The sequence below is a fragment of the Xenorhabdus eapokensis genome, assembly GCF_001908105.1.
In genome coordinates this window covers 24458-51085 of record NZ_MKGQ01000005.1, presented here as the reverse complement: position 1 = coordinate 51085, position 26628 = coordinate 24458, and the positions used below count along the sequence as shown (strand labels likewise).

The 26628-nt window shown below is 42.6% G+C and carries 25 protein-coding genes, 1 pseudogene and 1 other annotated feature; of the genes and pseudogenes, 17 read left to right on the top strand and 9 right to left on the bottom strand.

The genetic code is table 11. From position 1 onward, the window contains the following. The first annotated feature begins 67 nt into the window (after positions 1–67). The 3 genes from Xedl_RS05430 (at position 68) to Xedl_RS05420 (ending at position 2407) form a co-directional block, all read left to right on the top strand. A complete protein-coding gene (locus Xedl_RS05430) occupies positions 68–739 on the top strand; it encodes a DedA family protein (protein ID WP_074022814.1) in 672 nt (223 codons plus the stop codon). Positions 740–957: 218 nt separating this feature from the next. After that, on the top strand, positions 958–1788 hold the full coding sequence (gene dkgA / locus Xedl_RS05425; RefSeq protein ID WP_074022813.1) for a 2,5-didehydrogluconate reductase DkgA: 831 nt from the start codon (positions 958–960) through the stop codon (positions 1786–1788). Between the two features lie 301 nt (positions 1789–2089). Then, positions 2090–2407, top strand: a complete 318-nt coding sequence (locus tag Xedl_RS05420) for a hypothetical protein (protein ID WP_074021224.1) — start codon at positions 2090–2092, stop codon at positions 2405–2407. A 9-nt stretch (positions 2408–2416) separates the two neighbouring features. On the opposite strand, the gene Xedl_RS05415 is transcribed toward Xedl_RS05420, so the two are convergent. Then, on the bottom strand, positions 2417–3082 hold the full coding sequence (locus tag Xedl_RS05415; protein ID WP_074022812.1) for a YtjB family periplasmic protein: 666 nt from the start codon (positions 3080–3082) through the stop codon (positions 2417–2419). Positions 3083–3198: 116 nt separating this feature from the next. On the opposite strand from Xedl_RS05415, the gene serB reads away from it, so the two are divergent. The 4 genes from serB (at position 3199) to Xedl_RS05395 (ending at position 8785) form a co-directional block, all read left to right on the top strand. Next, a complete protein-coding gene (gene serB / locus Xedl_RS05410) occupies positions 3199–4176 on the top strand; it encodes a phosphoserine phosphatase (RefSeq protein ID WP_074022811.1) in 978 nt (325 codons plus the stop codon). Between the two features lie 39 nt (positions 4177–4215). Then, positions 4216–5598 carry a DNA repair protein RadA gene (radA, locus tag Xedl_RS05405; RefSeq protein ID WP_074022810.1) on the top strand — a complete coding sequence of 461 codons (1383 nt, stop codon included), beginning with the start codon at positions 4216–4218 and terminating at the stop codon, positions 5596–5598. Between the two features lie 562 nt (positions 5599–6160). Next, positions 6161–7387 carry a multifunctional transcriptional regulator/nicotinamide-nucleotide adenylyltransferase/ribosylnicotinamide kinase NadR gene (gene nadR / locus Xedl_RS05400; protein WP_074022809.1) on the top strand — a complete coding sequence of 409 codons (1227 nt, stop codon included), beginning with the start codon at positions 6161–6163 and terminating at the stop codon, positions 7385–7387. Between the two features lie 669 nt (positions 7388–8056). Next, positions 8057–8785 (top strand): ATP-binding cassette domain-containing protein, encoded by a 729-nt coding sequence (locus Xedl_RS05395; RefSeq protein ID WP_074022808.1) that lies wholly within the window; start codon positions 8057–8059, stop codon positions 8783–8785. Between the two features lie 89 nt (positions 8786–8874). Here Xedl_RS05395 and ettA read toward each other — a convergent pair whose 3' ends face one another. After that, entirely contained in the window at positions 8875–10542 is a 1668-nt protein-coding gene (gene ettA, locus Xedl_RS05390) for an energy-dependent translational throttle protein EttA (protein ID WP_074022807.1), read from the bottom strand. A gap of 262 nt (positions 10543–10804) precedes the next feature. Between ettA and sltY the strand changes: the two genes are divergently transcribed. Together sltY and trpR are read left to right on the top strand one after the other, a co-directional pair. Beyond that, entirely contained in the window at positions 10805–12730 is a 1926-nt protein-coding gene (sltY, locus tag Xedl_RS05385; protein WP_074022806.1) for a murein transglycosylase, read from the top strand. A gap of 54 nt (positions 12731–12784) precedes the next feature. Continuing rightward, positions 12785–13108 (top strand): trp operon repressor, encoded by a 324-nt coding sequence (trpR, locus tag Xedl_RS05380; RefSeq protein ID WP_074022805.1) that lies wholly within the window; start codon positions 12785–12787, stop codon positions 13106–13108. An 83-nt stretch (positions 13109–13191) separates the two neighbouring features. Here trpR and yjjX read toward each other — a convergent pair whose 3' ends face one another. Further along, positions 13192–13719: an inosine/xanthosine triphosphatase gene (gene yjjX, locus Xedl_RS05375; RefSeq protein WP_074022804.1), complete on the bottom strand. Its 528-nt coding sequence runs from the start codon at positions 13717–13719 to the stop codon at positions 13192–13194. Between the two features lie 54 nt (positions 13720–13773). Between yjjX and gpmB the strand changes: the two genes are divergently transcribed. Further along, a complete protein-coding gene (gpmB, locus tag Xedl_RS05370; RefSeq protein ID WP_074022803.1) occupies positions 13774–14421 on the top strand; it encodes a 2,3-diphosphoglycerate-dependent phosphoglycerate mutase GpmB in 648 nt (215 codons plus the stop codon). On the opposite strand, the gene robA is transcribed toward gpmB, so the two are convergent. Then, complete coding sequence (robA, locus tag Xedl_RS05365; protein WP_074022802.1) at positions 14418–15299, bottom strand: MDR efflux pump AcrAB transcriptional activator RobA; 882 nt, start codon at positions 15297–15299, stop codon at positions 14418–14420. The genes gpmB and robA overlap by 4 nt on opposite strands. Before the next feature lie 436 nt (positions 15300–15735). Here robA and creA point away from each other — a divergent pair, with 436 nt between their 5' ends. Then, on the top strand, positions 15736–16212 hold the full coding sequence (gene creA / locus Xedl_RS05360) for a protein CreA (RefSeq protein ID WP_074022801.1): 477 nt from the start codon (positions 15736–15738) through the stop codon (positions 16210–16212). Between the two features lie 111 nt (positions 16213–16323). Here the strand turns inward: creA and arcA are convergent, their stop codons facing one another. Both arcA and Xedl_RS25075 read right to left on the bottom strand, forming a co-directional pair. Beyond that, on the bottom strand, positions 16324–17040 hold the full coding sequence (gene arcA / locus Xedl_RS05355) for a two-component system response regulator ArcA (RefSeq protein ID WP_074022800.1): 717 nt from the start codon (positions 17038–17040) through the stop codon (positions 16324–16326). 611 nt (positions 17041–17651) lie between these two features. Continuing rightward, positions 17652–17900: a hypothetical protein gene (locus Xedl_RS25075; RefSeq protein WP_143187386.1), complete on the bottom strand. Its 249-nt coding sequence runs from the start codon at positions 17898–17900 to the stop codon at positions 17652–17654. Next, positions 17758–17873: a sequence feature (Thr leader region), on the top strand. (Overlaps the previous gene by 116 nt.) Between Xedl_RS25075 and thrA the strand changes: the two genes are divergently transcribed. Genes thrA through thrC form a run of 3 tightly spaced genes read left to right on the top strand, consistent with a single transcriptional unit; the run spans position 17899 to position 22600 of the window. Next, positions 17899–20373, top strand: coding sequence for a bifunctional aspartate kinase/homoserine dehydrogenase I (gene thrA / locus Xedl_RS05350; RefSeq protein WP_074022799.1), 2475 nt, complete (start codon positions 17899–17901; stop codon positions 20371–20373). The two genes, Xedl_RS25075 and thrA, sit on opposite strands and share 2 nt — an antisense overlap. Beyond that, positions 20355–21305 carry a homoserine kinase gene (thrB, locus tag Xedl_RS05345; protein WP_074022798.1) on the top strand — a complete coding sequence of 317 codons (951 nt, stop codon included), beginning with the start codon at positions 20355–20357 and terminating at the stop codon, positions 21303–21305. The genes thrA and thrB overlap by 19 nt, the downstream gene beginning before the upstream one ends. Positions 21306–21307: 2 nt before the next feature. Next, positions 21308–22600 carry a threonine synthase gene (gene thrC, locus Xedl_RS05340; protein WP_074022797.1) on the top strand — a complete coding sequence of 431 codons (1293 nt, stop codon included), beginning with the start codon at positions 21308–21310 and terminating at the stop codon, positions 22598–22600. A 24-nt stretch (positions 22601–22624) separates the two neighbouring features. Here the strand turns inward: thrC and yaaA are convergent, their stop codons facing one another. Then, a complete protein-coding gene (gene yaaA, locus Xedl_RS05335) occupies positions 22625–23407 on the bottom strand; it encodes a peroxide stress protein YaaA (protein WP_074022796.1) in 783 nt (260 codons plus the stop codon). A 171-nt stretch (positions 23408–23578) separates the two neighbouring features. Between yaaA and tal the strand changes: the two genes are divergently transcribed. Both tal and Xedl_RS05320 read left to right on the top strand, forming a co-directional pair. Then, entirely contained in the window at positions 23579–24532 is a 954-nt protein-coding gene (tal, locus tag Xedl_RS05330) for a transaldolase (protein WP_074022795.1), read from the top strand. 170 nt (positions 24533–24702) lie between these two features. Next, positions 24703–25195, top strand: a pseudogene (locus Xedl_RS05320) (IS1 family transposase); the annotation flags it as partial. A gap of 6 nt (positions 25196–25201) precedes the next feature. Here Xedl_RS05320 and Xedl_RS25070 read toward each other — a convergent pair. Continuing rightward, entirely contained in the window at positions 25202–25453 is a 252-nt protein-coding gene (locus Xedl_RS25070) for an IS1 family transposase (RefSeq protein WP_167366714.1), read from the bottom strand. A 10-nt stretch (positions 25454–25463) separates the two neighbouring features. On the opposite strand from Xedl_RS25070, the gene Xedl_RS05315 reads away from it, so the two are divergent. Further along, a complete protein-coding gene (locus Xedl_RS05315; protein ID WP_074020009.1) occupies positions 25464–25958 on the top strand; it encodes a TIGR00645 family protein in 495 nt (164 codons plus the stop codon). 65 nt (positions 25959–26023) lie between these two features. On the opposite strand, the gene Xedl_RS05310 is transcribed toward Xedl_RS05315, so the two are convergent. Beyond that, positions 26024–26509, bottom strand: a complete 486-nt coding sequence (locus tag Xedl_RS05310) for a tellurium resistance protein TerW (RefSeq protein ID WP_074022792.1) — start codon at positions 26507–26509, stop codon at positions 26024–26026. Positions 26510–26628 lie beyond the last annotated feature (119 nt).

Here is a 26628-nt window from a genome sequence, read left to right as displayed (position 1 = left end):
ATTTTGCGGTACACTGAGGCAGATCGGTTTGTTAATTATTTTACTCGCAAAAGTCACAGGATAAACAATGGAAACGTTAAGCGAGATCGTGCATGCACTCTGGCATCACGATTTTAACCAACTTGCCAATCCAGATGTCATCTGGGTTATTTATGGCGTTCTTTTTGTCACACTAGTGTTGGAAAATGGACTACTGCCAGCCGCCTTTTTACCCGGCGATACTCTGCTGGTGCTTTCCGGTGCTTTAATTGCCAAAGGCGTCATGAGTTTCATTCCCACGGTAATTCTGCTCACCATCGCAGCAAGCCTGGGTTGTTGGCTCGGTTATTTACAGGGACGCTGGCTCGGCCATACCCGTATTGTCAAAAACTGGCTGGCTCAACTTCCCTTGCAATATCGCCAACGTGCCGATACGTTATTCTCTAAACACGGTCTGTCTGCCCTGCTTATCGGACGCTTTTTAGCGTTTGTTCGCACTCTCCTGCCAACGTTTGCCGGTATTTCTGGCCTAAATAATAAACGCTTTCAATTTTTTAACTGGTTAAGTGGCTTCTTATGGGTCATTATTATCGTGGGTTTTGGCTATATCCTAAACCAAATCCCTTTCGTTAAAGCACATCAAGATATGGTCATGAACATTTTGGTGATTCTGCCTGTCATTTTGTTGATCAGTGGCTTGTCCGCTTCTCTGCTGATGTATTGGCGTCACAAGAAAGGAGTAGCAAAGAAAAACAAATAACGGGCTTATCGTTTTAACACGAACGTAAAAAACGCTATTTTTCTACTTACTTTTACTTGACTATCATCTGACTGGATTATCAACTCAATAATTGAACAACCAGAGTCCATTCCAACAGGCACTGTCACTACCAACTATTTAAGCTGTGCTCAATTTTTACATGCTGAATAACTTCCCCTGAATGGAATGGACAACCTCATTAACTAAAGGAGGTAATAATGGGTCAGCAGACAATTATTAAACTCGCTGATGGGAATCACATGCCACAATTGGGGCTTGGCGTTTGGAAAGCGAGTAATGAACAGGTTGTTAAGTCTATCCATACCGCATTAGAAGCCGGTTATCGCTCCATTGATACAGCAGCAATTTTTCATAACGAAGAAGGTGTGGGGAAAGCCTTGCAGGAAACTGATATCCCACGCGAAGAAATTTTCATCACTACCAAACTTTGGAATGATCGCCACCTGGATGCCCGTGCGGCATTACAAGAGAGCCTGAACAAACTACAGTTAGATTATGTTGATCTCTATCTCATTCAATGGCCAGTTCCCGAACAGGATCATTATGTTGATGCATGGGAGCAACTGGTTGAACTGAAAGAAACTGGCCTGACTCGCAGTATTGGAGTGTGTAATTTTCATATCGAGCATTTACAAAAAATAATCCAGGAAACCGGTGTCGTTCCTGTAATCAACCAAATTGAATTACATCCCTTACTGCAACAGCGACAACTTCACTCATGGAATGCTACCCATCATATTACAACCGAATCCTGGAGCCCGTTATCACGGGGCGGAAAAGGCGTTTTTAATTCTCCACTGGTTGAACGTCTGGCACTTAAATACGGCAAAACACCAGCGCAAATTGTCATTCGTTGGCATCTTGAATGCGGCATGATTGCCATTCCTAAATCTGTTACACCTGCCCATATTAAAGAAAATTTTGATGTATTTGATTTCCGGCTGGAAAAAGAGGATTTAACAGCCATAGCTGAACTGGATATTGGGAAACGGATAGGTCCAAATCCCGATACTTATAATCAATTTTAGTTAGGAAAATCATCCCATAGGTTCATCTATCCATTTCATTCAATCCATTTCAATGGGTCTGAACTCTGTGCTTCAGCAGGGTTCAGACCATGTACATAAAACACTATAATTTATCGGACAAATCAAAAATATAAATAATAACTATGTTTACTATTTATATATGAACTATGTTATAGACTTACTTCACAACGCTAAATAACAGGCATATTAGATAGATAATTGAAACACGCCACATGTTTATGGCAGCGTTCAATCTATCTATTTACATCAACATCCCAAATAAAAACTTAAGGAAATGATAATGGTTTACGTAGTTATTTCTTTATTAATGCTTATTCCTTTTTTCTTCACCTTAAAGTGGTTTCTGCTATCACCCCGAACCCACTACAACGCAGTGGGGATCTTACTTGCAATCGCAGCTATGGCTTTTCATATGTACATCTTTCGTTTTAATAATATTCCGATTGTACATATTAATGTTGCCCATCAACCGATTGTGTTTTATGGCGCAGTCATGATTACACTTCTACACGGCATACTCTATTCCATTTGTTTCAAGCGGTACTATGGAAAGAATATTGATAATGAGGAAAGTCATCTACACAACAACCAACGGTAATGTTTCTCATTACCGTTGGGAATCATCACCTTGCTCTTTATTTTCTGCTTCGCCAGAAGGTTTGGTATTGGCAGTCAGCAGATAAGGGGATTGTTGCCAGCGACTAGGGTACAGTTTCAGCAAGTTATGCGCCAGAATAAATCCAATCGCCAAAGATAGCAGGAGCATTATCCTAAGTAAGTTAGTTGTGTTATCGACCTGTTTGGCTTCAGTTGCCAATCGGTGTGTATCCAGTGTCAGACGAAGAAAACCTTTTGGATGATTTTTCCCTGGTATCGGCACAACAATTTGTTGGTTGAAATAACTACTGGATTTTTTGCCTTCCAACGATAATCGTTCACGAACAGAAATCGGTTCACCACTGCGTGCTATCTGTGTGCCATTCTCCAGATAGACACTGGCATCTAAAATGCGGCTGTTGTTAGTCAAGTAATCTAAATTAGCAACAATCTTTTTATTATTAAGATCTTTGCTACCATTCTCCATATAATCAGACAAGCTGAATGCGACTTGTTTTGCCAATGTTTGCGCCAAATCTTCGAATTGATCCATATGTGCCTGTTGTTGAGAACGGCTGAAATAGGAAACTCCCTGCATCAGCAACACCAGCAGTGCTATACATATTAATATAATCGCCGTCTTGTGCAGTCTAATTTTCAGCTTTGGTTTTATCATAGTTATCTCATCCCATGCTCAGAAAGCACATGTTGCCAGATGCAGTAATGATAGGATAGTTTGAAAAGCGTTTTTTGCCTGCACCAAATTATATGGAATTACAGGAGTCAATGTTCATGTCTAATAATCTGGCCTATCGTTACTTACCGGATGAGCTCCATAAATGGCCCGGATTACCCTTATCCCTCAGTGGTGATGAAGTCATGCCTCTGGATTACCGGGCAGGAGATAGCGGCTGGTTGCTGTATGGACGTGGTTTGGATAAACAGCGTATCAGCGAATTCCAGCACCGACTAGGAGCCGCCATTGTAGTCGTCTCTTCATGGCGGATCGATGATTATCAGGTTGTCCGCATTGCCGGTAGCCTTTCGCCTCGCATTAAACGTCAGGCAGATGAGTGCCGTTTGGATGTCGTTCCCTTGGGGCAAATTCCTCGCCTCCGTTCACCTGGCTTATTGGTGATGGATATGGATTCTACTGCTATCCAGATTGAATGCATTGATGAAATTGCCCGCCTGGCCGGAGTTGGGGATAAAGTGGCGGAAATCACCGAACGGGCGATGCAGGGCGAACTGGATTTTTCAGAAAGTCTGCGCGAGCGGGTTGCTCAGTTGGCAGGTGCCGATGTATCAATCTTGCAGCAAGTGATGGAAACACTGCCGCTTATGCCAGGGCTAACCAGCCTGGTTCGCAAGTTACAATCATTGGATTGGCATGTTGCGATTGCTTCCGGTGGTTTCACTTTCTTTGCCGATAATCTGCGCCAGCAATTACGCCTTTTTGATGCGGTCGCCAATCAACTGGAGATAAAAGATGGCAAGCTGACCGGTAAGGTCAAAGGGACGATTGTCGATGCAAAATACAAGGCAACCACTCTGATAAGATTGGCAAAATCACTGAATATTCCTCTGAGCCAAACCGTCGCTATTGGGGATGGTGCCAATGATCTGAAAATGATCCGCAAGGCAGGGTTGGGGATCGCCTATCATGCCAAGACAAAAGTTTACGCCCAGGCCAAAGTTGCTATCCGACATGCAGATTTAATGGGCGTCCTGTGTGTGTTAAGCGGTGGTCTGAAACACGAAGAACGCTAATGTCCACAGGTAAAAGTCATTACATTAAGGGAGTACAACGTGGCAAAAGCAGCAAAACGGGCATTTGTCTGTAACGAGTGTGGTGCGGATTATCCCCGCTGGCAGGGGCAATGTACCGCATGTCACGCATGGAATACCATTACGGAAGTGCGTTTAGCCTCAGCTTCATCATCCCGTAATGAACGCCTTAGTGGCTATGCCGGGAACGCTGGGATCAGCAAAGTACAAAAACTCTCTGATATCAGTTTGGAAGAACTGCCCCGTTTTTCAACTGGCTTTAAAGAATTTGACCGCGTTCTTGGCGGTGGCGTGGTTCCCGGCAGTGCCATTTTGATTGGCGGTAACCCAGGCGCCGGAAAAAGTACCCTGCTCTTACAAACCATGTGCCTACTATCGACCCAGATGAAAACCCTGTATGTAACTGGGGAAGAGTCATTGCAACAAGTGGCGATGCGAGCACATCGGCTGGGTTTGCCGACAGATCAACTGAATATGCTATCGGAAACCAGCATTGAGCAGATTTGTCTGGTCGCAGAGCAAGAACAACCTAAACTCATGGTGATTGATTCAATTCAGGTCATGCATATAGCAGATATCCAATCATCACCAGGCAGCGTTGCACAAGTCAGGGAAACCGCAGCCTACCTGACACGATTTGCTAAAACCCGTGGCGTTGCCATTATCATGGTCGGGCATGTAACAAAAGATGGCACTTTAGCTGGTCCCAAGGTGCTCGAACACTGTATAGACTGTTCCGTCATGTTGGATGGTGAAACTGATTCCCGTTTCCGCACCCTGCGCAGCCATAAAAACCGTTTCGGTGCTGTTAATGAGCTAGGCGTTTTTGCAATGACCGAACAGGGGTTACGGGAAGTCAGTAACCCTTCTGCCATTTTCCTGAGTCGTGGTGATGAAATTACCTCAGGGAGTTCAGTCATGATTGTGTGGGAAGGTACTCGCCCTTTGCTTGTTGAAATTCAGGCATTGGTAGATCACTCCATGATGTCAAATCCACGCCGCGTAGCAGTAGGGCTTGAACAAAACAGGCTGGCGATTTTACTTGCCGTCCTGCATCGGCATGGCGGTTTACAAATAGCAGATCAAGATGTTTTTGTGAACGTCGTAGGTGGAGTAAAAGTAACCGAAACAAGTGCTGATCTGGCGTTATTACTCTCTTTGGTTTCCAGCTTCCGCGATCGGCCTCTGCCTCGTGATCTGGTGGTATTTGGCGAAGTAGGATTGGCAGGAGAAATTCGTCCCGTTCCCAGTGGACAAGAACGTATTTCAGAAGCCGCTAAACACGGTTTTAAACGCGCCATTGTCCCCCATGCTAACATGCCGAAAAAATCGCTACCTGAAATGAAAGTATTTGGTGTCAAAAAACTGGCTGATGCGTTATCTGTTCTGGATGAGCTGGATTAAGAAATAATCTTTTATTCCTTTTAAATATATATAATCAATAGATTTCAAGTTACCGCTTGAAATCTATTAAACAGCAACCTAAGTATTTTTCCTAATTTGTCAGAATATTTGCTCGCCTGCCATCACATCCCAAATAAGGCGAATAATAAAGTTATGGGTAACTATTTTTATTCATCTTACTTAAATAAAAAATCAAATAGTTCCGCATTATATTATTTAAAATTTTTCTATTCTCACCACACTCTATTACTTATTGATGGCAAATATTGATGAAATTTAAACCGACAATGGTTATGTAAATATTTATACAGCGAATAAAGCCAAGCAATTTGCTCAATAAAAATTGAACAAACACTATTGTCATTCATTTTATTGTTTAACTATCAATTTAGCATTTGGTTATTTTATTTAAAATAAATATCCAATTACTCAATTTTAAACACTTATTATAGTCAAGATAACGGCATTTAATCCCAAATAATCAATAAACAACCAATTTTATTTTTACCTTTCACAGCAAGCATGCTATTTTGTTTAGTATACTAAACACAAAGGAGGTCTTATGAAGCAATTTGACTATTTGAAAGAGGCGATCAAACAGGCAGGTTACACATTACAACAGGTTGCTGATGCCAGCGGAATGACCAAAGGCTACCTAAGCCAACTTATTAATAACAAGATAAAAAGTCCCAGCGCACACAAACTGGCTTCTCTTCATCAATATTTAGGGTTAGCGTATCCTGTGGAAAAGAAAACAGTCGGAATTGTGTTTGGTAAATTTTACCCATTACATACTGGACACATTTATTTGATTCAACGGGCATCCAGTCAGGTTGATGAGTTACATGTTGTTCTTTGCTGTGACGAAGTGCGGGATCGGGAGCTATTCATCAACAGTTCGATGTCTCAACAACCTACTGTAAGTGACCGTCTGAGATGGTTGCTGCAAACATTCAAGTATCAGAAAAATATTCATATCCATGCATTTGATGAGCAAGGAATGGAGCCTTATCCAAATGGCTGGGAAGCATGGAGTCAAAGTGTTCAGTCGTTTTTGACAGCAAAAAATATCCACCCTCATTACATCTATTCCAGCGAAGCACAGGATGTTCCTCGTTATAAAGAATATTTCGGTATTGAAACTGTGCTTATTGACCCACAACGCTCATTCATGAATATTAGCGGTAGCCAAATCCGTCAGGCGCCTTTCCGTTATTGGGAATATATCCCTACAGAAGTAAAACCATTTTTTGTACGTACAGTGGCTATTCTCGGCGGAGAATCGAGCGGAAAATCGACATTAGTGAATAAGCTAGCCAACATGTTTAACACGACCAGTGCATGGGAATATGGGCGCGAATACGTATTTTCTCATTTGGGAGGCGATGAAATGGCTTTGCAATACTCAGATTACGATAAAATTGCATTAGGCCATGCTCAATATATTGATTTTTCAGTTAAATATGCCAATAAAGTTGTGTTTATCGATACTGATTTTGTGACAACACAGGCATTTTGCAAACGCTATGAAGGCAAAGAACATCCTTTTGTACAGGCGATGATTGATGAATATCGCTTTGATTTAGTTATTCTTTTAGAAAATAACACCCCGTGGATTGCAGATGGTTTAAGAAGTTTGGGCAGTGAGCAAGATCGCAGAGAATTTCAACGTTTACTTGAAAGCTTGTTGAAAACAAATAATATCGATTATGTTTGTGTCAATTCACCGGACTATGATCAACGTTTTCTACGTTGCGTTGAATTAGTTCAACAGATGTTAATGGAATAACTAACTTTTTTATATAAAATAGATTATACTTATATTATTATCACGATTGATTGATAGTAATTTATTATTCAGTGTAATCTTTATCTTCTTATACTTCCCCTACCTTAACAATGAGTCAAATGTTTACTTTGGTTATTTTAACAAATGTAATAAAATAAATTGTGATAATAATATTTTTTGATACTTTAATTTTACTGTTTTGACTTGAATTACAGGAAAATAAGTCATTTAATGAACAGGTATATTTATTTATATAAAATTTAAGTTACCCAAAAGACCACAAATATTCTAGGTGATTTTATCAATAACGGAGGTAATAACAAGTAACATTAAAATATTAACAAAATATAAAATGACTTTTCCCTTATTATAAAAGTGGAATAAAAATAGAAGAAGTTATGCTATTTTTATTTTTTCATTATTATCTTAAGCATAATTTATTAATATTATTGATTTTTTATTCCAAAACTAAGAAACATCTCATTTATTAGATAGTCATAGTAAATAATAATTGACATAAGATGAGTATATCCTTGGTGAAGATGTTTCACATATAGACTATTTTTATTCTTACAATACCATAAGGATATTAGTGTTATTACGAATAAATTTAGGCAGCATATGTTTAAGGAAAAAGCTTTAATCTTTTAACCTAATTGTGTTGAGAATATGAACTTGAATCAATTTAAATCGATTGAGGTTATCAATATTTCATATGGTTTAACTGATGCTACAGTTAATCATGAAATGATTTCAAATATCACATTTTCTATTATACCAGGTGAAATTACTTTGATAACAGGGCCGAAGGCAGCGACTAACCGTACAGTGTTGTCGATTGCATCGGGTATGTTACAACCAGATCAAGGAGATGTATTAATTAATAATAACAAATTGAAACTAATGAATGATGTAGAGTTAGGAAAGTTCCATCATGAAAATAGCGGGTTTATTTTCCAAGACTTCAACTTATTTAGTGAACTCACTCTATTAGATAACTTGTTATTATCAACCTCTTACGGATTATCACTTGCCCGCGAGCAAGCCGAAAAAATCGCGCAAAAATCGCTGGATATTGTGAAGTTAGGCGATAAAAGCCGTTATTATCCAGGGGAACTGTCTGAAAACGAGAAACAATTGGCTGCAATGGCAAAAGCCATAGTCAGAAGACCTGAATATTTATTTGCAGATGACCCAACACGCAATTTAGAGAATCGGGCATTTCAGACATTCATTAATATCTTTAAATTTATTGCTCATGAACAGAAAGGCACGGTTGTCATTGCCTCACAAGATAGACGCCTGATTCAACATGCAGATAGCGTTATCACTTTAGCCAGTGGAAAAGCAATTAAGACTTATGAATCCATGCTGGATAGACGAGTTTTAGCGTCTTAATATATTAGAAATAACTGCTCATTAGTTACCATCAACAAAAAACGGCCTGATATCAGGCCGTTTTTTCTATCAAGTTTTTTCTGGCTGGCTTATTTGGTGATCTTTTTATATTTAATGCGGTGAGGCTCCAGTGCTTCAGCCCCCATCGTCCGCTTCTTGTAGTCTTCGTATTCGCTGAAGTTTCCTTCAAAGAAGGTGACTTTCCCTTCATCTTGATAATCAATGATGTGGGTTGCAATACGGTCAAGGAACCAACGGTCATGGGAAATAACCATCGCACAGCCTGGGAATTCCAGCAGGGCGTTTTCCAATGCACGCAAAGTTTCGACGTCTAAATCGTTGGTTGGTTCGTCAAGCAGTAACATGTTGCCGCCAACTTGCAGCAGTTTGGCTAAATGCAGACGACCACGCTCACCACCAGACAACTCACCAACACGCTTACCTTGATCTACGCCTTTGAAATTAAAGCGTCCAACATAGGCACGGCTTGGAATTTCAAAGTTGCCGATGCGCATGATGTCTTGACCACCAGAAACTTCTTCCCAAACGGTTTTGCTGTCATTCATGTCATCGCGGAACTGATCAACAGAAGCCAATTTAACCGTCTCACCCAGTGTAATTGAGCCAGAATCTGGCTGCTCTTGACCGGATAACATACGGAACAAGGTTGATTTACCCGCACCGTTCGGGCCGATGATCCCAACAATCGCCCCTTTCGGCAGGGAGAAGCTCAAATTGTCGATCAGAACGCGATCACCGTAAGATTTGGTTAGATCAGTGATTTCCAGTACCTTATCACCCAAACGTGGTCCTGGTGGAATGAACAATTCGCTAGTTTCATTACGCTTCTGGTAGTCGACGCTATTCAGTTCTTCAAAGCGAGCTAAACGTGCCTTGCCTTTTGCCTGACGTCCTTTCGGATTTTGGCGGATCCACTCAAGCTCTTTCTCAATGGATTTACGGCGAGCCGCTTCTGACGCGGCTTCCTGTGCCAGACGTGCATCTTTCTGCTCCAGCCATGAAGAGTAGTTGCCTTCCCACGGAATACCTTCACCACGGTCAAGTTCCAAGATCCAACCAGCAACGTTATCAAGGAAGTAGCGGTCGTGGGTGATCGCAACCACTGTGCCTTCGTAATCGTGCAGGAAGCGCTCCAGCCATGCAACAGATTCAGCATCAAGGTGGTTAGTAGGTTCGTCAAGCAGCAGCATGTCTGGTTTTTCTAATAACAGACGGCAAATTGCCACACGACGACGTTCACCACCGGACAGGTGTTCAATCTTTGCATCCCATGCAGGCAAACGTAGGGCATCAGCCGCTCGTTCAAGCTGATTATCCAGATTGTGCCCGTCATGAGATTGGATAATCGCTTCCAGCTTTCCTTGCTCTTTTGCCAGCTTATCGAAATCCGCATCTGGATCAGCATAAGCAGCATAAACTTCATCAAGACGAGTCAGGGCATTTTTAACTTCACTAACCGCCTCTTCCACCGCTTCACGAACAGTATGTTCAGGGTTGAGCTTAGGTTCTTGCGGCAGATAACCGATTTTAATACCCGGTTGTGGACGCGCTTCTCCCTCAATATCTTTATCAATACCCGCCATGATGCGCAGTAAAGTAGATTTACCGGCACCATTAAGGCCGAGAACACCGATTTTTGCTTCAGGGAAAAAACTCAGAGAAATATTTTTCAGAATATGCCTTTTAGGGGGAACAACTTTTCCCACCCGATGCATACTATAAACATATTGAGCCAATGTCGTTTACCTTTTGATTAATCAAGAAATTTTAAAAAACGTTTGCGTTTATCGAGTTTGGATAGCCTATTTTACCTATCCTCTTATCAAATAGCACTTTTTCAGCGTTTTCTATTTGGTAGAACAATTGTAATAATTCACATCAATAATATGATTATAATTACATAGCATCTTAACAATTCACTTGGACAATGTACCTGAGAAGCATGTAAACACAGGGCATTTGGACACTGATAGTAGTCTTCCGAAGGGGTATGTGGCAATGAGTAAGTGGCAGCATTGTGTCATGGCTGTGAGTATGGTTTTTGTTGTTGCTGGAGCGGCACCGGCACATGCTGATTCTCTGGATGCCCAGCGTCAGCGATATCAAGAAATAAAGCAGGCATGGGATACCAAAAATAAGGCAGAAGTGGCGCGCCTGATGCCAACGCTGAAAAATTATCCCTTGTATCCATATCTGGAATATCGTCAATTATCTCAAGATCTGGCAACTACCACTCCTCAGCAAGTTCAGCACTTTATTAATACTCACCCTACCCTGCCACCAGCACGCTCGCTGGCATCTCGATTTATCAATATACTGGCAGACAATGGTGATTGGAACGGCCTCCTTGCATTCAGTCCCACCCCGCCAAAGACAGTGGCAGAGCGCTGTGATTATTACTTTGCACAATGGGCAACGGGGCACCAACAAGTCGCTTGGCAAGGCGCCCAAGAAATTTGGCTCAACGGCAGCTCATTACCCGATCGTTGCAACAAGCTACTCACTGCCTGGGAGCAGGCTGGATACCTATCTGCAAATTTAATTTTGCAACGTACCGAATTAGCAATGAAAGCCAATAATGCCACACTTGTTGCCTATCTTGCCAAACGCTTGCCATTGCGTTATCAGAGTCTGAGCGCGAATTTACTGAAGCTACAACATGATCCAGCATTAATTGAACAATTTGCCATAACTGTCACACCTACCGACTTCACCCGCTCGGTTATCATAACGAACTTTTCCCGATTTGCCCGCTCAAATACTGAACTTGCCAGAGTAAGCATCCCTACACTTGTCCGCTCACAAAAGATGAATAGCGCCGAAAGGCAGCAATTAAAAGATATCGTTGCATGGCAATTGATGGGAGATATCTCTCCAGAGCAAGCAAAATGGCGGGATGATACCATTCGCCATTCACACTCTATCAAATTGATTGAGAGACGTGCCCGCTTGGCATTAAGGGATGGTAATCATTCTGGACTTGAAGAATGGATTTCGCTGCTGCCGCAAAAAACGTTGCACCAAGATGAGTGGCAATATTGGAGTGCTATTATTCTGCTCAATCAAAGGAAAAACACAGAAGGCAATGCCATCTTACGTAAGCTGACCGAACATCGTGGTTTTTATCCCATGGTAGCAGCCCAGAAATTACATATTTCCTATCCTCTAATCATCAATAAATCAGAGAGGCCCGATCGTTCCATTACCAATATGCCGGAAATTAAGCGTATCCAAGAGTTGCTGTATTGGAATATGGATAATTTGGCTCGCTCAGAATGGCTCCTTCTGGTTTCTTCGCAAGATCGCGTGAAACAAGAACAGTTGGCTCGTTATGCATTTGAACAGCACTGGCCCGCATTCAGTGTACAAGCTACCATTACGGGAAAAATGTGGGATCACCTTGAAGAGCGTTTTCCGATGGCGTGGAAAAATGAATTTGCACATTTCACGTCAGATAAAAATATTTCACCAAGTTATGCAATGGCAATTGCCCGTCAGGAAAGTGCCTGGAATCCCCAGGCTCGTTCTTCCAAAGGGGCTAGTGGATTAATGCAGATCATGCCCAAAACCGCTGAGCATACTGTGAAGAGTAAGAAAATTCAGGGTTATGCCAACAGCAATCAATTAATGGATCCGATTACGAATATTAAAATTGGCACCGCTTATCTGGATTCTGTCTACCAGCGTTTTGACAATAATCGTATTTTGGCCAGTGCCGCCTATAATGCTGGCCCTGCAAATGTTGATCGTTGGTTGGCTAACACGGCTGGCAATATCGATCCCATCGCCTTTATTGAGAGCATTCCTTTCGCGGAAACGCGCTCTTATGTCAAAAATGTTCTTGCCTACGACATGTTCTACCATAATTTCATGGGAAAAATGCAAAATGTGCTGACAAATGCGGAATGGCAAAGACGTTATTAATTTAAGATAAATATGGTATGCTATTGTACTAGTTAAATAGTATGGTAGTTAATTATGGCACAAAATCATTTGATTGATCCGGCGCTTTCCCCGGAAGATGGTGATGACTGGCTCACTTTTGTTGAGTTGTTAAAAATAGCATTTGAACAAAATTTGCAACATTCTATTTTACAGCTATTATTGACTCCCGATGAACGTACCGCTTTATCGACACGGGTTCGGATTATTCAGGAATTGATGCGTGGGCAAATGAACCAACGCGAACTGAAAAATGAGCTAGGCGTTGGTATTGCGACAATTACGCGTGGTTCTAATAGTTTAAAGAACGCACCAGCTCATGTTAAGAAATGGCTGGAGGCTCAGTTATTAGTTGATTGACAATAACCACGATAAAATAACAAATTAAATAATGCAGCGGGGGCCGTCCAATCGTGCCCCCAAACAACTACGTACCGTTAAGGTCAGTGATTCGACTCTTTGTAAATTTCATGATGGATAGGCACAAGAGCCAGTATCAAAGCTTGGTGATAAACGCTGGTACGCGTCAGAATACCATTGGTAAAAAAGCCAATCGCACCCCCTTTTTGCTTGATATTATCGACGCCGGTTACATCAGCCATTTCATGGCCAAGTTCGCGTCCTTTACGAATGCCTTCCAAAACCTTTTCTGGCAACATCAAGCTGGCGGAACGCGATTCTCCCCGAATTTGTTTATGTTCAACAACCATCCAGGCAAACGTCATGTCATCTTCAATTCCTGCTTCAACCCCAACCCAGAAATCAGCCTCTGGCCGAACTTGGCGAGCAGCCATAACTCGATGGCGAGCACCTGTGCGAGTTTCAGTATTACCAATAGGCTGCTGAGGTACGCTACTGTCTACATTGACATCTTCTATATGGTAAGTGCCTGGGCCAAAAACATCATCGAATGCAAGGCTAATCGCTTTTATCTTCGCAGGGTTAGTTGTTGCTGCAATAACGTGGTACATATAAATAAATTATCCTTTGAACTATTTCATGATGCAGTATAACGGAAAATAACTATGTTACAGGTCTATCTTGTTCGTCATGGCGAAACCGAATGGAATGTGGCTCGTCGTATTCAGGGGCAATCTGACAGTCCTTTGACTGCAACGGGTCGGCGCCAAGCTCACTTAGTCGCGCAGAGAGTTAAATCAGAAAACATTACCCATGTTATCACCAGTGACCTTGGTCGGACACGCCAAACAGCAGAAATCATCGCGAAAGCCTGTGGCTGCGATGTCATACTGGAACCACGCCTGCGAGAGTTACATATGGGCGTTCTGGAAAATCGCGAACTAACCTCCCTCACACCAAAAGAAGAATCTTGGCGTAAAAGTCTTGTTGATGGTACACCAAATGGGCGGGTTCCAGAAGGTGAATCAATGTATGAAGTGTCTACCCGTATGCGTGCCGCTCTGGAAAATTGCCTTAGCCTGCCAGCGGGTAGCCGTCCGCTGTTGGTCAGTCATGGAATAGCTCTCGTCAGTTTGATTTGCTCTATCCTGGGTCTTCCCGCTAATTCAGAGCGCCGTCTACGATTGAGAAACTGCTCCATCTCACGGGTAGATTATCAGGATAGCCCGTGGCTGGCCCCAGGCTGGATAGTTGAAACAACGGGCGATATCACTCACTTGGATATGCCCGCCTTGGATGAATTACAAGGTTAACGTTCAATTGGGATGAGATACTCAAATTCCACAACATGACTTTGTGTCTCATCCCCCAAATTTTTACATTCAAGATTAGTGAGGTAATATCGCTCGACATCGTATCCCTTTCTGCGCGTTATGTTGAGTGTTGGCAGACAGATGCCATAAACAGTAAAGAGAAACTCTTGTAACTGCTCTTTATCACCAAAATAACTGAACGAAATATAATCCCCACTTGGCAAGGCGACTGGACGGCTATCTTTGGTATCAAAGGTAGCATATTCTGGTTCTATGGCTGTGGTATAGAACACGGTCTGTTCATCTTCACTCTCCATACAAGGGATTGTATGGTGTAATCCATAAAGTCTCGGTGGTAATACTTCCGCATCTTGTAGATAGTTAATCCAAAACTCATGACGCATATTCTTGCAATCTTCTGACCACTGCTCAAGCGTGTAACTGCAAGTGTGTTCAGTGCCGATAAGTGACTTCTCTTCCAACGTGACAAATTTGTGCTTTGGCAAAGGTTTGTTATCGAGCAAGATGGGAGGGCATATTCCTTTTGCGTGCCACTCTTCGCTGCGACGATAAGCTGCTGGCGTTCGGTCAAACTGTTTTTTGAAAGCTCTGGTAAAAGTTTGTTGAGAATCAAAACGATATTGCAACGCAATGTCTAATATGGGACGGCTGGTTAAACGTAACGCAACGGCGGCTTTGGATAATCTTCTCGCACGGATATAAGAACCTATTGCCTGACCTGTTACCTCCTTGAACATGCGCTGCAAGTGCCATTTGGAGTAACCTGCTTTTGCTGCAACGTTATCAAGAGACAATGGACGATCCAGATTATTATCCACCCAATGCAGCAAGTCTCGAATGATGTTGGTTTGATCCATACATCTCCCTCAGTCATTAAGACAAAAAGAAAATCATATCAATGTAAAAACAACTTATGCCAAGATTATTCCATTAGGCATATTAATTATTACATTGATGTTATCAACAAATTATCAATGAATTAAACAAGTTTTTTCTTGGAATAAATTAATGGTAGAATTGGTAATATGTCAAGCATTGTCTTGTGGAATAACTCAACACATTGAGTTTTAATAAAAAATATTTACGCTGATGTGCTGGATCGACCTCATTTCAATCGCATCACTTTTTAAAGACCATTACTTACTCATCTTAGGTGCATCTTCAGCTATAATGGCATGATTTTTCATTACAGATACATTCATAATGGAAATGATTTAATTAAATTCATTGCGTTACATTATATGTGAATGATAGATATTTTCACTGTATTTATTTAATTCAAATGGACTAAATATGGCAACAATGAAGAAAATAGTGATAGCGGCTACCTTGCTCTTTTCTCCTGTAGTTTTACATGCTGAAGAAATTGGTTCTGTTGACACAGTGTTCAAATTTTTTGGCCCTGACAACAAGATAGTGATAGAAGCCTTTGATGATCCTGACGTTAAAAATGTCACCTGCTATCTGAGCAGAGCCAAAACGGGAGGGCTTAAGGGTGGATTGGGATTAGCAGAAGATACCTCTGATGCCGCGATATCTTGCCAGCAAGTAGGCCCGATTGAACTAGCAGATAAGATAAAAAAATCTGCCAAGAAAGGACAAGTCGTCTTCCAAAAACGCACTTCTTTGGTATTTAAAAAATTGCAGGTTGTACGCTTCTATGATCCGAGTCGTAATTCGTTAATTTATTTAACTTATTCTGACAAAGTGATCGATGGTTCCCCTAAAAATGCGATCAGTGCTGTACCGATTATGCCGTGGAAAGAGTAAATAACTCATCACTAAAGCAAGTACCCGCCCCAAAAAGCCCTGATGCCATAAGACATGCAGGGCTTTTTACCAGATACACGATGTTGAATATATACCTATAAAAAGGTTCGATCAGTCTTCTAAATCACCACAGAAACGGTAACCTTCACCGTGGATGGTCGCAATGATTTCTGGAGTATCTGGTGTCGATTCGAAGTGTTTACGAATACGGCGAATAGTTACATCAACAGTACGATCGTGAGGTTTCAGTTCGCGGCCCGTCATTTTTTTCAACAATTCTGCACGGGTTTGGATTTTTCCTGGATTCTCACAGAAATGAAGCATCGCACGGAATTCGCTACGCGGCAGTTTGTAATGATCTCCCATCGGGCTAACCAAAGAGCGGCTATTGATATCCAGCTCCCATCCGTTGAACTTATAACTTTCAACTTGGCGACGCTCTTCACCTGGATGACTCAGGTTCATTGTCCGCGAAAGCAAATTACGTGCACGGATGGTTAATTCGCGTGGGTTAAATGGCTTAGTTATATAATCATCAGCACCGATTTCGAGACCAAGAATTTTGTCCACTTCATTATCACGGCCTGTTAAGAACATCAACGCAACATTTGCCTGCTCACGTAATTCACGGGCAAGCAGTAAGCCATTTTTACCAGGCAGATTGATATCCATAATGACTAAATTGATATCGTTATCTGACAGAATATTGTGCATTTCTGAACCATCATTGGCTTCATAAACAACATACCCTTCCGCTTCAAAAATACTCTTAAGGGTATTACGCGTGACAATTTCGTCTTCAACAATCAAAATGTGCGGGGTTTGCATGGTTGCTACCTAAAATCGCTAAAAAACAGAATCTGTATGACACAAGCTGTTATTATTAAAAGAAAATATGCTGATCTTGTTCTGAGTGACAGAAAACCAGCTTATGCCCGAAATAAACGTTTTGCTATGTTTTACGCTAAAAACTAGCGTCGCTTTCCTAGAGGGTACATACCCGAAAAAAACCAATTTAAATGAGGCTTCTATATTAGTCTATTAACAGCAATATAACAGCTAGTAATGCATTTGCCTTCTAAAAAAACCAACTTTTGTTGATACATATCAAAATCAATTGTAGCACGTTAACATTAATTGTAATTGTTAATTTTAATCCAGGCCATCTGTTATTAAATTAAATAAATTATGTTAATGGATGTTAAAATGCCGTGAATGCTTACAGAGATTCTCTCGACACTAAAATATCCAGATGATACGTTTTTATCATAAAGACAAAATAATTACAAAATATGTTTTTTGTAAAATTAAATGCTAATAAATAACCTAATTAACCAAATAATGATTTGCCATTTGGGTTATATTTTGAATAATTTCGATACGGAAAATGACGTTTTTTTCTTCTTTTGCCATAAAAAATATTTGACATTGACCACAATTTAATTTAACCAATAGGGGGTCAAGCGAATTAAAAAGACAGACAGGAAACTATGCACTACATCAGCCCGAAAAAAATGGTTCTTGCAAACACGACTATAACCGTTACTACAACCATTACGACAACCACGATTACCACCGGAACCTTGAGTTGCGGTGCGGGCTGACGCATACACATAAAACGACAATGAGCCCGTATCCCACAAGATACGGGCTTTTTTTTGGACAGAAATCAGGAGAAGAACGTTCATGCGAGTATTGAAATTTGGTGGAACCTCAGTTGCGAATCACCAGCGTGTACTGAGTGTTGCCGATATCGCCGAAAATGAGTTATCCCTTGGGCAAGTTGCCTTAGTTCTCTCTGCACCGGCAAAAATCACCAACCATCTGGTAGCGATGATTGAAAAAACGGTTGCAGGACAAGATATTGTTTCCAATATGAGCGATGCTACCCAAATCTTTGTTGAACTGCTGTCAGGGTTGAAAGCACAACAACCAGGATTTGATTATGAACGCCTGAAAGGGCTAGTAGAGCGTGAGCTTGCCAATCTTAAACAGACTTTGCACGGCATCTCTTTGTTAAAACAATGCCCAGATAGCATTAATGCATCTCTGATCTGTCGTGGTGAAAAACTGTCGATTGCTATCATGGAATCCGTGCTACAGGCTCGTGGCCATAAAGTGACTGTCATTGATCCGGTCAAAAACCTTTTGGCACATGGGCATTGCCTCGAATCCACTGTCGATATCCATGAATCTTCCAAACGCATTGCAGCGCTTAACATTCCTGCTGACCACATCATTTTGATGGCTGGTTTCACTGCGGGCAATGAAAATGGCGAATTGGTTGTGTTGGGGCGCAATGGCTCTGACTATTCAGCCGCAGTACTGGCAGCATGCCTGCGTGCAGATTGTTGCGAAATTTGGACTGATGTAGACGGTGTCTATACTTGTGACCCAAGGGCGGTGCAAGATGCACGTTTGCTAAAAAGCCTGTCATACCAAGAAGCGATGGAATTGTCTTATTTCGGTGCGAAAGTTCTGCATCCCCGAACCATCGCCCCGATTGCTCAGTTTCAAATTCCTTGCCTGATAAAAAACACCGCCAATCCTAATGTGCCTGGTACTTTTATTGGCGATGCACTCATTGATGATGGACAAAAAGATCAAGACATGCCGATCAAGGGCATCACCAATCTGGATCATATGGCGATGTTCAACGTTTCCGGCCCTGGCATGAAAGGTATGGTCGGGATGGCGGCACGGATCTTTTCCGTCATGTCACGCAAAGGTATTTCTGTTGTATTAATCACGCAATCCTCGTCAGAATACAGCATCAGCTTCTGTGTACCACAGAAAGAATGGGTAAAAGCACAGAATGCACTGACAGAAGAATTTTATCTGGAGCTGAAAGATGGTGTGCTTGATCCCATTGACGTTATCGACAATCTTGCCATTATTTCTGTCGTTGGTGATGGTATGCGTACTCAGCCAGGGACTTCTGCCCGCTTTTTTTCCGCATTAACACGTGCCAACATCAACATCATTGCCATTGCGCAAGGCTCTTCTGAACGTTCCATTTCCGCCGTTATTGAAAATGATGCCGCGACTACGGCGGTTCGTCTCTGCCACCAAATGCTGTTTAATACCGCTCAAGTTGTTGAGGTCTTTGTTGTCGGTGTGGGGGGAGTAGGCAGTGCGTTGATCGAGCAAATACGCCGTCAGCAAACCTGGCTCAAACAGAAACATATCGATCTACGCGTCTGTGGTATTGCCAATTCCCGCGCTTTATTGACTGATGTACAAGGCATCGGTCTGGATAACTGGCAACAAGCACTCTCAGAAGCAACTGAGCCTTTTAGCTTGAGTCGTCTGATCCGTCTTGAAAAAGAGTACCATCTCCTGAATCCAGTCATTGTGGACTGTACTTCTAATCAGTCGATTGCGGAACAGTATGCGAGCTTCCTCAGCGATGGCTTTAACGTTGTCACCCCAAATAAAAAAGCCAATACCTTATCGATGGCTTATTATCGCCAAACCCGTCAGGCCGCAGAAAAATCGAAACGTAAGTTCCTGTATGACACTAACGTGGGTGCTGGATTACCTGTTATCGAAAACTTACAAAATCTGCTTAATGCCGGTGATGAATTAGTACAGTTCAGTGGCATCCTGTCGGGTTCTTTATCCTATATTTTCGGGATGCTGGATGAAGGTATGACGTTGTCACAAGCGACCATGCTAGCCAAAGAGAAAGGCTTTACTGAACCCGATCCACGCGATGATCTCTCTGGTATGGATGTTGCCCGCAAGCTGCTGATTTTAGCGCGCGAGGCGGGTTATGAACTGGAGCTGGAAGATATTCATGTCGAACCCGTTTTACCCATATCGTTCGACGCCAGTGGCGATGTTGACAGTTTCCTGCAACGTTTACCACAACTGGATCAGGAATTTAGCCAACGTGCGGAGCAAGCCGCAGAACAAGGAAAAGTCTTGCGTTATGTTGGCTTGATTGAACAAGGCCGTTGTACAGTGAAAATTGTCGCTGTTGACGGCAACGATCCACTTTATAAAGTCAAGAATGGCGAAAATGCTTTGGCTTTCTATACCCGTTATTATCAACCCATTCCGCTGGTATTGCGTGGCTATGGCGCAGGAAATGATGTAACGGCCGCCGGCGTTTTTGCTGATATATTACGCACTCTGTCATGGAAATTGGGGGTTTAATGGTTATCAGGGTTTATGCGCCTGCCTCTATCGGGAACGTTGGCGTCGGATTTGATGTGCTTGGTGCAGCAGTTTCTCCCATTGATGGCTCGTTACTTGGAGATTGTGTCTCCATAAATGAAGCTGAAAGTTTCAGCCTGAATAATAAAGGGCGATTTGTGGGCAAATTGCCTGCCGATCCCAAACAAAATATTGTCTACCAATGCTGGCAGCTTTTTTGTCAACGGTTGGGAAAAGCACTGCCCGTTGCCATGACACTAGAGAAAAATATGCCAATCGGTTCGGGATTAGGCTCTAGTGCCTGTTCTGTCGTCGCCGGTTTAGTGGCACTGAATGAATATGCAGGCCGACCATTTAACCAATACCAGTTGCTGGACATGATGGGAGAATTAGAAGGGCGTATTTCCGGTGGTGTTCATTATGATAATGTCGCCCCCTGCTATTTGGGGGGATTGCAACTGATATTATCTCAGGAAGAGACCCCCTGTTTGCCTGTCCCCACATTTGATGATTGGCTGTGGGTAATGGCTTATCCTGGCATCAAAGTACCGACAGCAGAAGCCCGTGCCATCCTGCCCAATCACTATGCCCGTAAGGATATCATTGAGCATGGACGTCACTTTGCGGGTTTTATCCATGCCTGCCATACCCAGCAATCAGAACTGGCTGCCAAATTAATGCAAGATGTTGTGGCAGAACCTTATCGCACACAACTCTTACCCGGATTTGCCAACGCACGTGATACAGTCAAAAAATTAGGGGCGCTGGCGTGCGGCATTTCCGGCTCCGGCCCAACACTTTTTGCAATTTGCAATGAACTAGCTGTAGCAGAAGAGGTTGCACACTGGTTGCAACAACATTACGTACAGAATGATGAAGGCTTTGTACACATTTGCCGTCTGGATCTCGCAGGCGCACGACAGGTAAAGTAACCATGAAATTATATAACTTAAAAGACAACAGCGAGCAGGTTAGTTTTTCACAGGCGGTAAAACAAGGGTTAGGTAAACAGCAAGGCCTCTTTTTTCCACAGGATTTGCCAGAATTCAGCCATAATGAAATTGATGACTTATTGCAATTGGATTTTGTCAGCCGCAGTCAACGCATTCTCTCTGCTTTTATCGGCGATGAAATTCCCGCAGAGCAATTGGCCGACCGCGTGAAAAATGCGTTTGCCTTCCCTGCTCCTGTAGCAATTGTCGAAGATAACATCGCTTCACTGGAGCTTTATCACGGCCCAACACTGGCGTTCAAAGACTTTGGCGGCCGTTTCATGGCACAAATTCTTGCCCAGATTGCAGGAGAACAGCCCGTCACTATTTTGACTGCCACATCCGGTGATACTGGCGCCGCAGTTGCCCATGCTTTCTATGGCTTGAATAACGTACAGGTTGTGATCCTTTATCCCGAAGGCAAAATCAGTCCATTGCAGGAAAAACTCTTTTGTACTTTGGGTGACAATATCCATACGGTTGCTATCAAGGGGGACTTCGATGCTTGTCAGGCATTAGTCAAACAGGCTTTTGATGACGAAGAATTGAAACGGGCTTTACATCTCAACTCGGCTAACTCAATTAATATCAGCCGCCTACTGGCACAAATCTGTTATTACTTTGAAGCCGTTGCGCAGCTCCCGGCAGAAAAACGTGAGCAATTGGTTATTTCCGTCCCAAGTGGCAATTTTGGTAATTTAACCGCGGGGCTGCTGGCAAAATCGCTGGGATTGCCAGTAAAACGTTTTATCGCAGCAACCAATGTTAATGACACCGTTCCTCGTTATTTAGCGGAAGGTAAGTGGCTGCCACATCAGACCATTCCAACACTGTCCAATGCTATGGATGTCAGCCAGCCCAATAACTGGCCGCGCATTGAAGAACTGTTTAAACGCAAAGGCTGGGCACTGAGTGAACTGGCAAACGGTGTTGTGGATGATGCAACCACTCAAAGCACAATGCGCGAACTGGCGGCAAAAGGCTATATTTCTGAACCACACGCTGCCGTCGCGTATCGTGTTTTGCGTGATCAACTACAAGAAGGGGAATATGGCTTGTTCCTGGGTACTGCTCATCCAGCCAAATTTAAGGAAAGCGTCGAAGCAACACTCAGCCAACCATTGTCCTTGCCACAAGCGTTAGCTGAACGTGCAGATCTGGACGTGTTATCCCACGTTATGCCCGCTGATTTCTTCACATTACGTGAATTTTTGATGGAAAAAGCATCGAAATAACGCGTCACTTATCACTCCACCCATTTATAGGTGGAGTGACTCCATACGCTTAAACACCAATTCATCTCCCTTAGAGAGAGAGTCATCAAAAGCGTATCCTTCCAGATTGAACTCCACCAGCCGTGCTGGATCGGTCAGTTGATTCTGAATAATAAAACGGCTCATCAAGCCACGAGCTTTTTTAGCATAGAAACTAATGACCTTGTATTTGCCATTTTTTTCATCCAGAAAAACAGGTTTGATAATTCTGGCTGCCAGCTTTTTGGTGTTCACCGATTTGAAATACTCATCTGATGCCAGATTGACCAGAACATCATCACCTTGCTGTTCCAGTGCTGCATTTAAGTTTTCAGTAATACAATCACCCCAAAACTTATACAAATCTTTACCGCGTGAATTTTCCAGCTTAATTCCCATTTCCAAACGATAAGGCTGCATCAAATCGAGAGGACGCAAAACCCCATACAAGCCAGATAGAATTCTTAAATGTGTTTGGGCAAAATCAAAATCGTTAGCAGAGAACGTTTCAGCCTGCATACCGGTATAAACATCACCTTTAAATGCCAAAATCGCCTGACGTGCATTTTCCGGCGTGAAATCGGGCTGCCATTCTGCAAAACGAGCAGCATTTAATCCCGCCAATTTATCACTAATACTCATCAGACTGCTGATTTGCGCGGGGGTTAAAGTACGGCAAATCTCGATTAGCTGTTGAGATTCTGCCAATAGCAGTGGTTGGCTAAACTTTTCTGTTGCGAGTGAACTTGCATAATCGAGTGTTTTTGCAGGTGAAATGGTAATAAGCATTATTTTTTCCTAATAATCCAGACCTTCCCCACTTTAGCAAAAAAGAACGAAAAGGGGAGAATCTCAGCGAGAGAATTTTCCTACCTTACAGCCGCGCTTGACCATGTTATTATCACAAGATGGCGAGGCAACGTTGCCAAAGATTTTACGTATAACGATGAGATATTAAACATGACCGATAAACTGACTTCCCTGCGTAAACTGACAACAGTAGTAGCAGATACCGGGGATATCGAGGCGATGAAACTGTATCAGCCGCAAGATGCAACCACCAACCCTTCCCTGATTTTGAATGCAGCTCAAATACCAGAATATCGCCAACTGATCGATGAAGCCGTTGAATGGGCGCGTGGTCAAAGCGACTCCCGTGAACAGCAAGTTATTGATGCCGGCGATAAATTGGCTGTCAACATTGGCCTGGAAATTCTGAAACTGATCCCTGGCCGTATCTCTACTGAGGTCGATGCACGCCTGTCTTATGACACCGAAGCAAGCGTAGCGAAAGCAAAACGTCTGATCAAACTGTACAACGAAGCAGGTATCAGCAATGATCGCATTCTGATCAAATTGGCTTCCACCTGGCAAGGTATCCGTGCTGCGGAACAACTGGAAAAAGAAGGCATCAACTGTAACCTGACATTGCTGTTCTCCTTTGCCCAGGCACGTGCTTGTGCAGAAGCCGGTGTCTACCTGATTTCTCCATTTGTTGGCCGTATCCTTGACTGGTACAAAGCAAACAGTGGCAAGCAAGAATTCGCACCGCATGAAGATCCAGGTGTGATTTCTGTTTCTGAAATTTATCAGTACTACAAAGAGCACGGTTACAACACGGTTGTTATGGGGGCAAGTTTCCGTAACTCAGGTGAAATTCTGGAACTGGCAGGCTGTGACCGCCTGACAATCTCTCCAGCACTGCTGAAAGAACTGACTGAGGCAGAAGGTGAAGTTGAGCGCAAGCTGGGTTACGAAGGCGAAATCAAAGAGCGTCCAGCGCCAATGACTGAAGCTGAGTTCTACTGGAACCACCACCAAGATGCAATGGCAACTGAAAAACTGGCGGAAGGTATCCGTAAGTTTGCAGTAGACCAAGGCAAACTTGAGAGCATGATCGCTGATCTGCTGTAATCTAGCGAGATACTATTTTTTCTTGTACAAAGGCGATTCACAGGTCGCCTTTTGTTCTTTAGCTATTCGTTCCTTCGGGGTTTGTTCTGCTCAAGAAAAATCAGACACTTTTTTGAAGGCTATTCCATATTCCACAGGCGTTAAATAACCATTGGCTGTTGTAAAGTCTTTATCGCGCATGCCAGGCAGGAATTAAAGAATAAGTCGTTGATCTTGCTATGAACAACGCCGGTATTCGTGATACTGCCCGTGCATTACATATCAGTATCAATGCTGTCATACGTGTTTTAAAAACTCAAACCACGGTGTGTAACAACACTTCCGCTGGAGAATGTCAACGTTCAGCTCATCTGTACTCGACTAAAGCGTATCATCGCTCACACGTTTGGAAGGCGGAGCAAAAAAACGCTTAAAAAGCTTCTGAAAAAATTATCGCGATTCAGTGTTGCTTTTTGGTGTACCGATAAGTTTAAAGCTGACAATATGTTACCTGAAAATACACACCTCGTCGGGAAAAGTTTCACGCAACGTATCGAGCGTGAAAATTTTACACTTCGCAACAGAATTAACCGATTGAACCGTAAAACACTCGGCTATTCAAAATCCCCTGAGATGCGTGACAAAGTTATTGGGACTTTTATTGAAAGAGAATACTATCTTTAAAGCAGATCAACGGATTGAATACATGACCAGATAATTATTCTCAATCGCATTCTTCTCTGTCTGTGTCAGGTGGGTTCTTTCTATCCGGTGAGTGTCATACTTCCTGACAAGGTGTTTTTCTTCAGGAAGTCGATTGTAAGGGGTAAAAGCATCCGTACAGTAAAGCCGCGCCAGATAGGGTGGCGAGCAGTCACCTGTGATATGTATTTCATAGCTTTCACATTCTTGATCTATACTATCGCCCCTTTTGCAACACATAAAAAACACAATGGAACGCTTTCTCGAAAACACAATGTATGCCTCTCGCTGGCTACTTGCACCGGTTTATTTCGGTTTATCATTGGCATTATTTGCCCTTGCGGTTAAATTCTTTCTGGAAATCATGCATATCCTGCCACACATGCTTTACATTACAGAATCCGACCTAATCCTGACGCTGCTTTCCCTGATTGATATGGCTCTGGTTGGCGGATTGCTGGTCATGGTGATGTTTTCTGGCTATGAAAACTTTGTTTCTAGCCTGGATATCCACGAAAGCAAAGAGAAATTAAGCTGGCTGGGGAAAATGGACGCGACCTCACTCAAAAATAAAGTTGCAGCCTCAATTGTTGCCATTTCCTCCATTCATTTGCTGCGCGTTTTTATGGATGCCAAGAATGTGCCAGACAATAAACTTATGTGGTATGTCATTATCCATCTCACCTTTGTTCTATCCGCATTTGTAATGGGATATCTGGATAAACTTACGCGCCACAATCATTAAGCAATCAAACAGTAAGCAAACCAACACTCATCGCCCTGATGCCAGTTGAACTCAACCGGCTGGCATTACGGGAGCCGTCGCTTTGCGGAACTCCCTTTCACGGCTTCTTTTAGCAATTTTTCAATAAACCTATCCACCACCATTTCAACAACATCACTTCGGGTTGTCCCCAAATGATTAGCCAAACTATCAATTTTTCTGATGACAGACATTCTTAGAGAAAGAGAAACCGGCTTTTTTTTCTCTTTATCAAGAAAGACATGGCGGGTGGCTTCCTCAGATTTTAGACTGAGATGCTGAACAAGTAGTTCTTCAATCCTTCTCACATCTTTCTTAGTCAGAACCCCCTTATCAACTAACTGATACGTATTTCCCATTTTGCTAAACTGGATATCTGCACAGTAAAAATCTCTCAATTCCCGTAATGCACGTGTTAATGTTGGCTCCGAACAATTCAGTTCTTTAATGATCCTAACTTTGCTAACCGGTTTACCATGTGAAAGTAATAAGGTTAATTTGAAATTTCTAAATTGTTTGGGACTAAGCAGCATTTTTTATTACCAAGTCAGGGATAACAAGCCCCTAAGTTCTCTACTGTAACCACAAAAGTAACTTTCAGCATAGCGACTATCACAGGTAAATCAATATCAAAACGAATGAAAAGCTTAGC

Bases quoted from the DNA above. Each gene is read 5' to 3' on its own strand.
- Xedl_RS05430 (WP_074022814.1), top strand. From the start codon at position 68: ATGGAAACGTTAAGCGAGATCGTGCATGCACTCTGGCATCACGATTTT.
- dkgA (WP_074022813.1), top strand. From the start codon at position 958: ATGGGTCAGCAGACAATTATTAAACTCGCTGATGGGAATCACATGCCA.
- Xedl_RS05420 (WP_074021224.1), top strand. From the start codon at position 2,090: ATGGTTTACGTAGTTATTTCTTTATTAATGCTTATTCCTTTTTTCTTC.
- Xedl_RS05415 (WP_074022812.1), bottom strand. From the start codon at position 3,082: ATGATAAAACCAAAGCTGAAAATTAGACTGCACAAGACGGCGATTATA.
- serB (WP_074022811.1), top strand. From the start codon at position 3,199: ATGTCTAATAATCTGGCCTATCGTTACTTACCGGATGAGCTCCATAAA.
- nadR (WP_074022809.1), top strand. From the start codon at position 6,161: ATGAAGCAATTTGACTATTTGAAAGAGGCGATCAAACAGGCAGGTTAC.
- Xedl_RS05395 (WP_074022808.1), top strand. From the start codon at position 8,057: ATGAACTTGAATCAATTTAAATCGATTGAGGTTATCAATATTTCATAT.
- sltY (WP_074022806.1), top strand. From the start codon at position 10,805: ATGAGTAAGTGGCAGCATTGTGTCATGGCTGTGAGTATGGTTTTTGTT.
- trpR (WP_074022805.1), top strand. From the start codon at position 12,785: ATGGCACAAAATCATTTGATTGATCCGGCGCTTTCCCCGGAAGATGGT.
- yjjX (WP_074022804.1), bottom strand. From the start codon at position 13,719: ATGTACCACGTTATTGCAGCAACAACTAACCCTGCGAAGATAAAAGCG.
- gpmB (WP_074022803.1), top strand. From the start codon at position 13,774: ATGTTACAGGTCTATCTTGTTCGTCATGGCGAAACCGAATGGAATGTG.
- robA (WP_074022802.1), bottom strand. From the start codon at position 15,299: ATGGATCAAACCAACATCATTCGAGACTTGCTGCATTGGGTGGATAAT.
- creA (WP_074022801.1), top strand. From the start codon at position 15,736: ATGGCAACAATGAAGAAAATAGTGATAGCGGCTACCTTGCTCTTTTCT.
- arcA (WP_074022800.1), bottom strand. From the start codon at position 17,040: ATGCAAACCCCGCACATTTTGATTGTTGAAGACGAAATTGTCACGCGT.
- thrA (WP_074022799.1), top strand. From the start codon at position 17,899: ATGCGAGTATTGAAATTTGGTGGAACCTCAGTTGCGAATCACCAGCGT.
- Xedl_RS25075 (WP_143187386.1), bottom strand. From the start codon at position 17,900: ATGAACGTTCTTCTCCTGATTTCTGTCCAAAAAAAAGCCCGTATCTTG.
- thrB (WP_074022798.1), top strand. From the start codon at position 20,355: ATGGAAATTGGGGGTTTAATGGTTATCAGGGTTTATGCGCCTGCCTCT.
- thrC (WP_074022797.1), top strand. From the start codon at position 21,308: ATGAAATTATATAACTTAAAAGACAACAGCGAGCAGGTTAGTTTTTCA.
- yaaA (WP_074022796.1), bottom strand. From the start codon at position 23,407: ATGCTTATTACCATTTCACCTGCAAAAACACTCGATTATGCAAGTTCA.
- tal (WP_074022795.1), top strand. From the start codon at position 23,579: ATGACCGATAAACTGACTTCCCTGCGTAAACTGACAACAGTAGTAGCA.
- Xedl_RS25070 (WP_167366714.1), bottom strand. From the start codon at position 25,453: ATGTGTTGCAAAAGGGGCGATAGTATAGATCAAGAATGTGAAAGCTAT.
- Xedl_RS05315 (WP_074020009.1), top strand. From the start codon at position 25,464: ATGGAACGCTTTCTCGAAAACACAATGTATGCCTCTCGCTGGCTACTT.
- Xedl_RS05310 (WP_074022792.1), bottom strand. From the start codon at position 26,509: ATGCTGCTTAGTCCCAAACAATTTAGAAATTTCAAATTAACCTTATTA.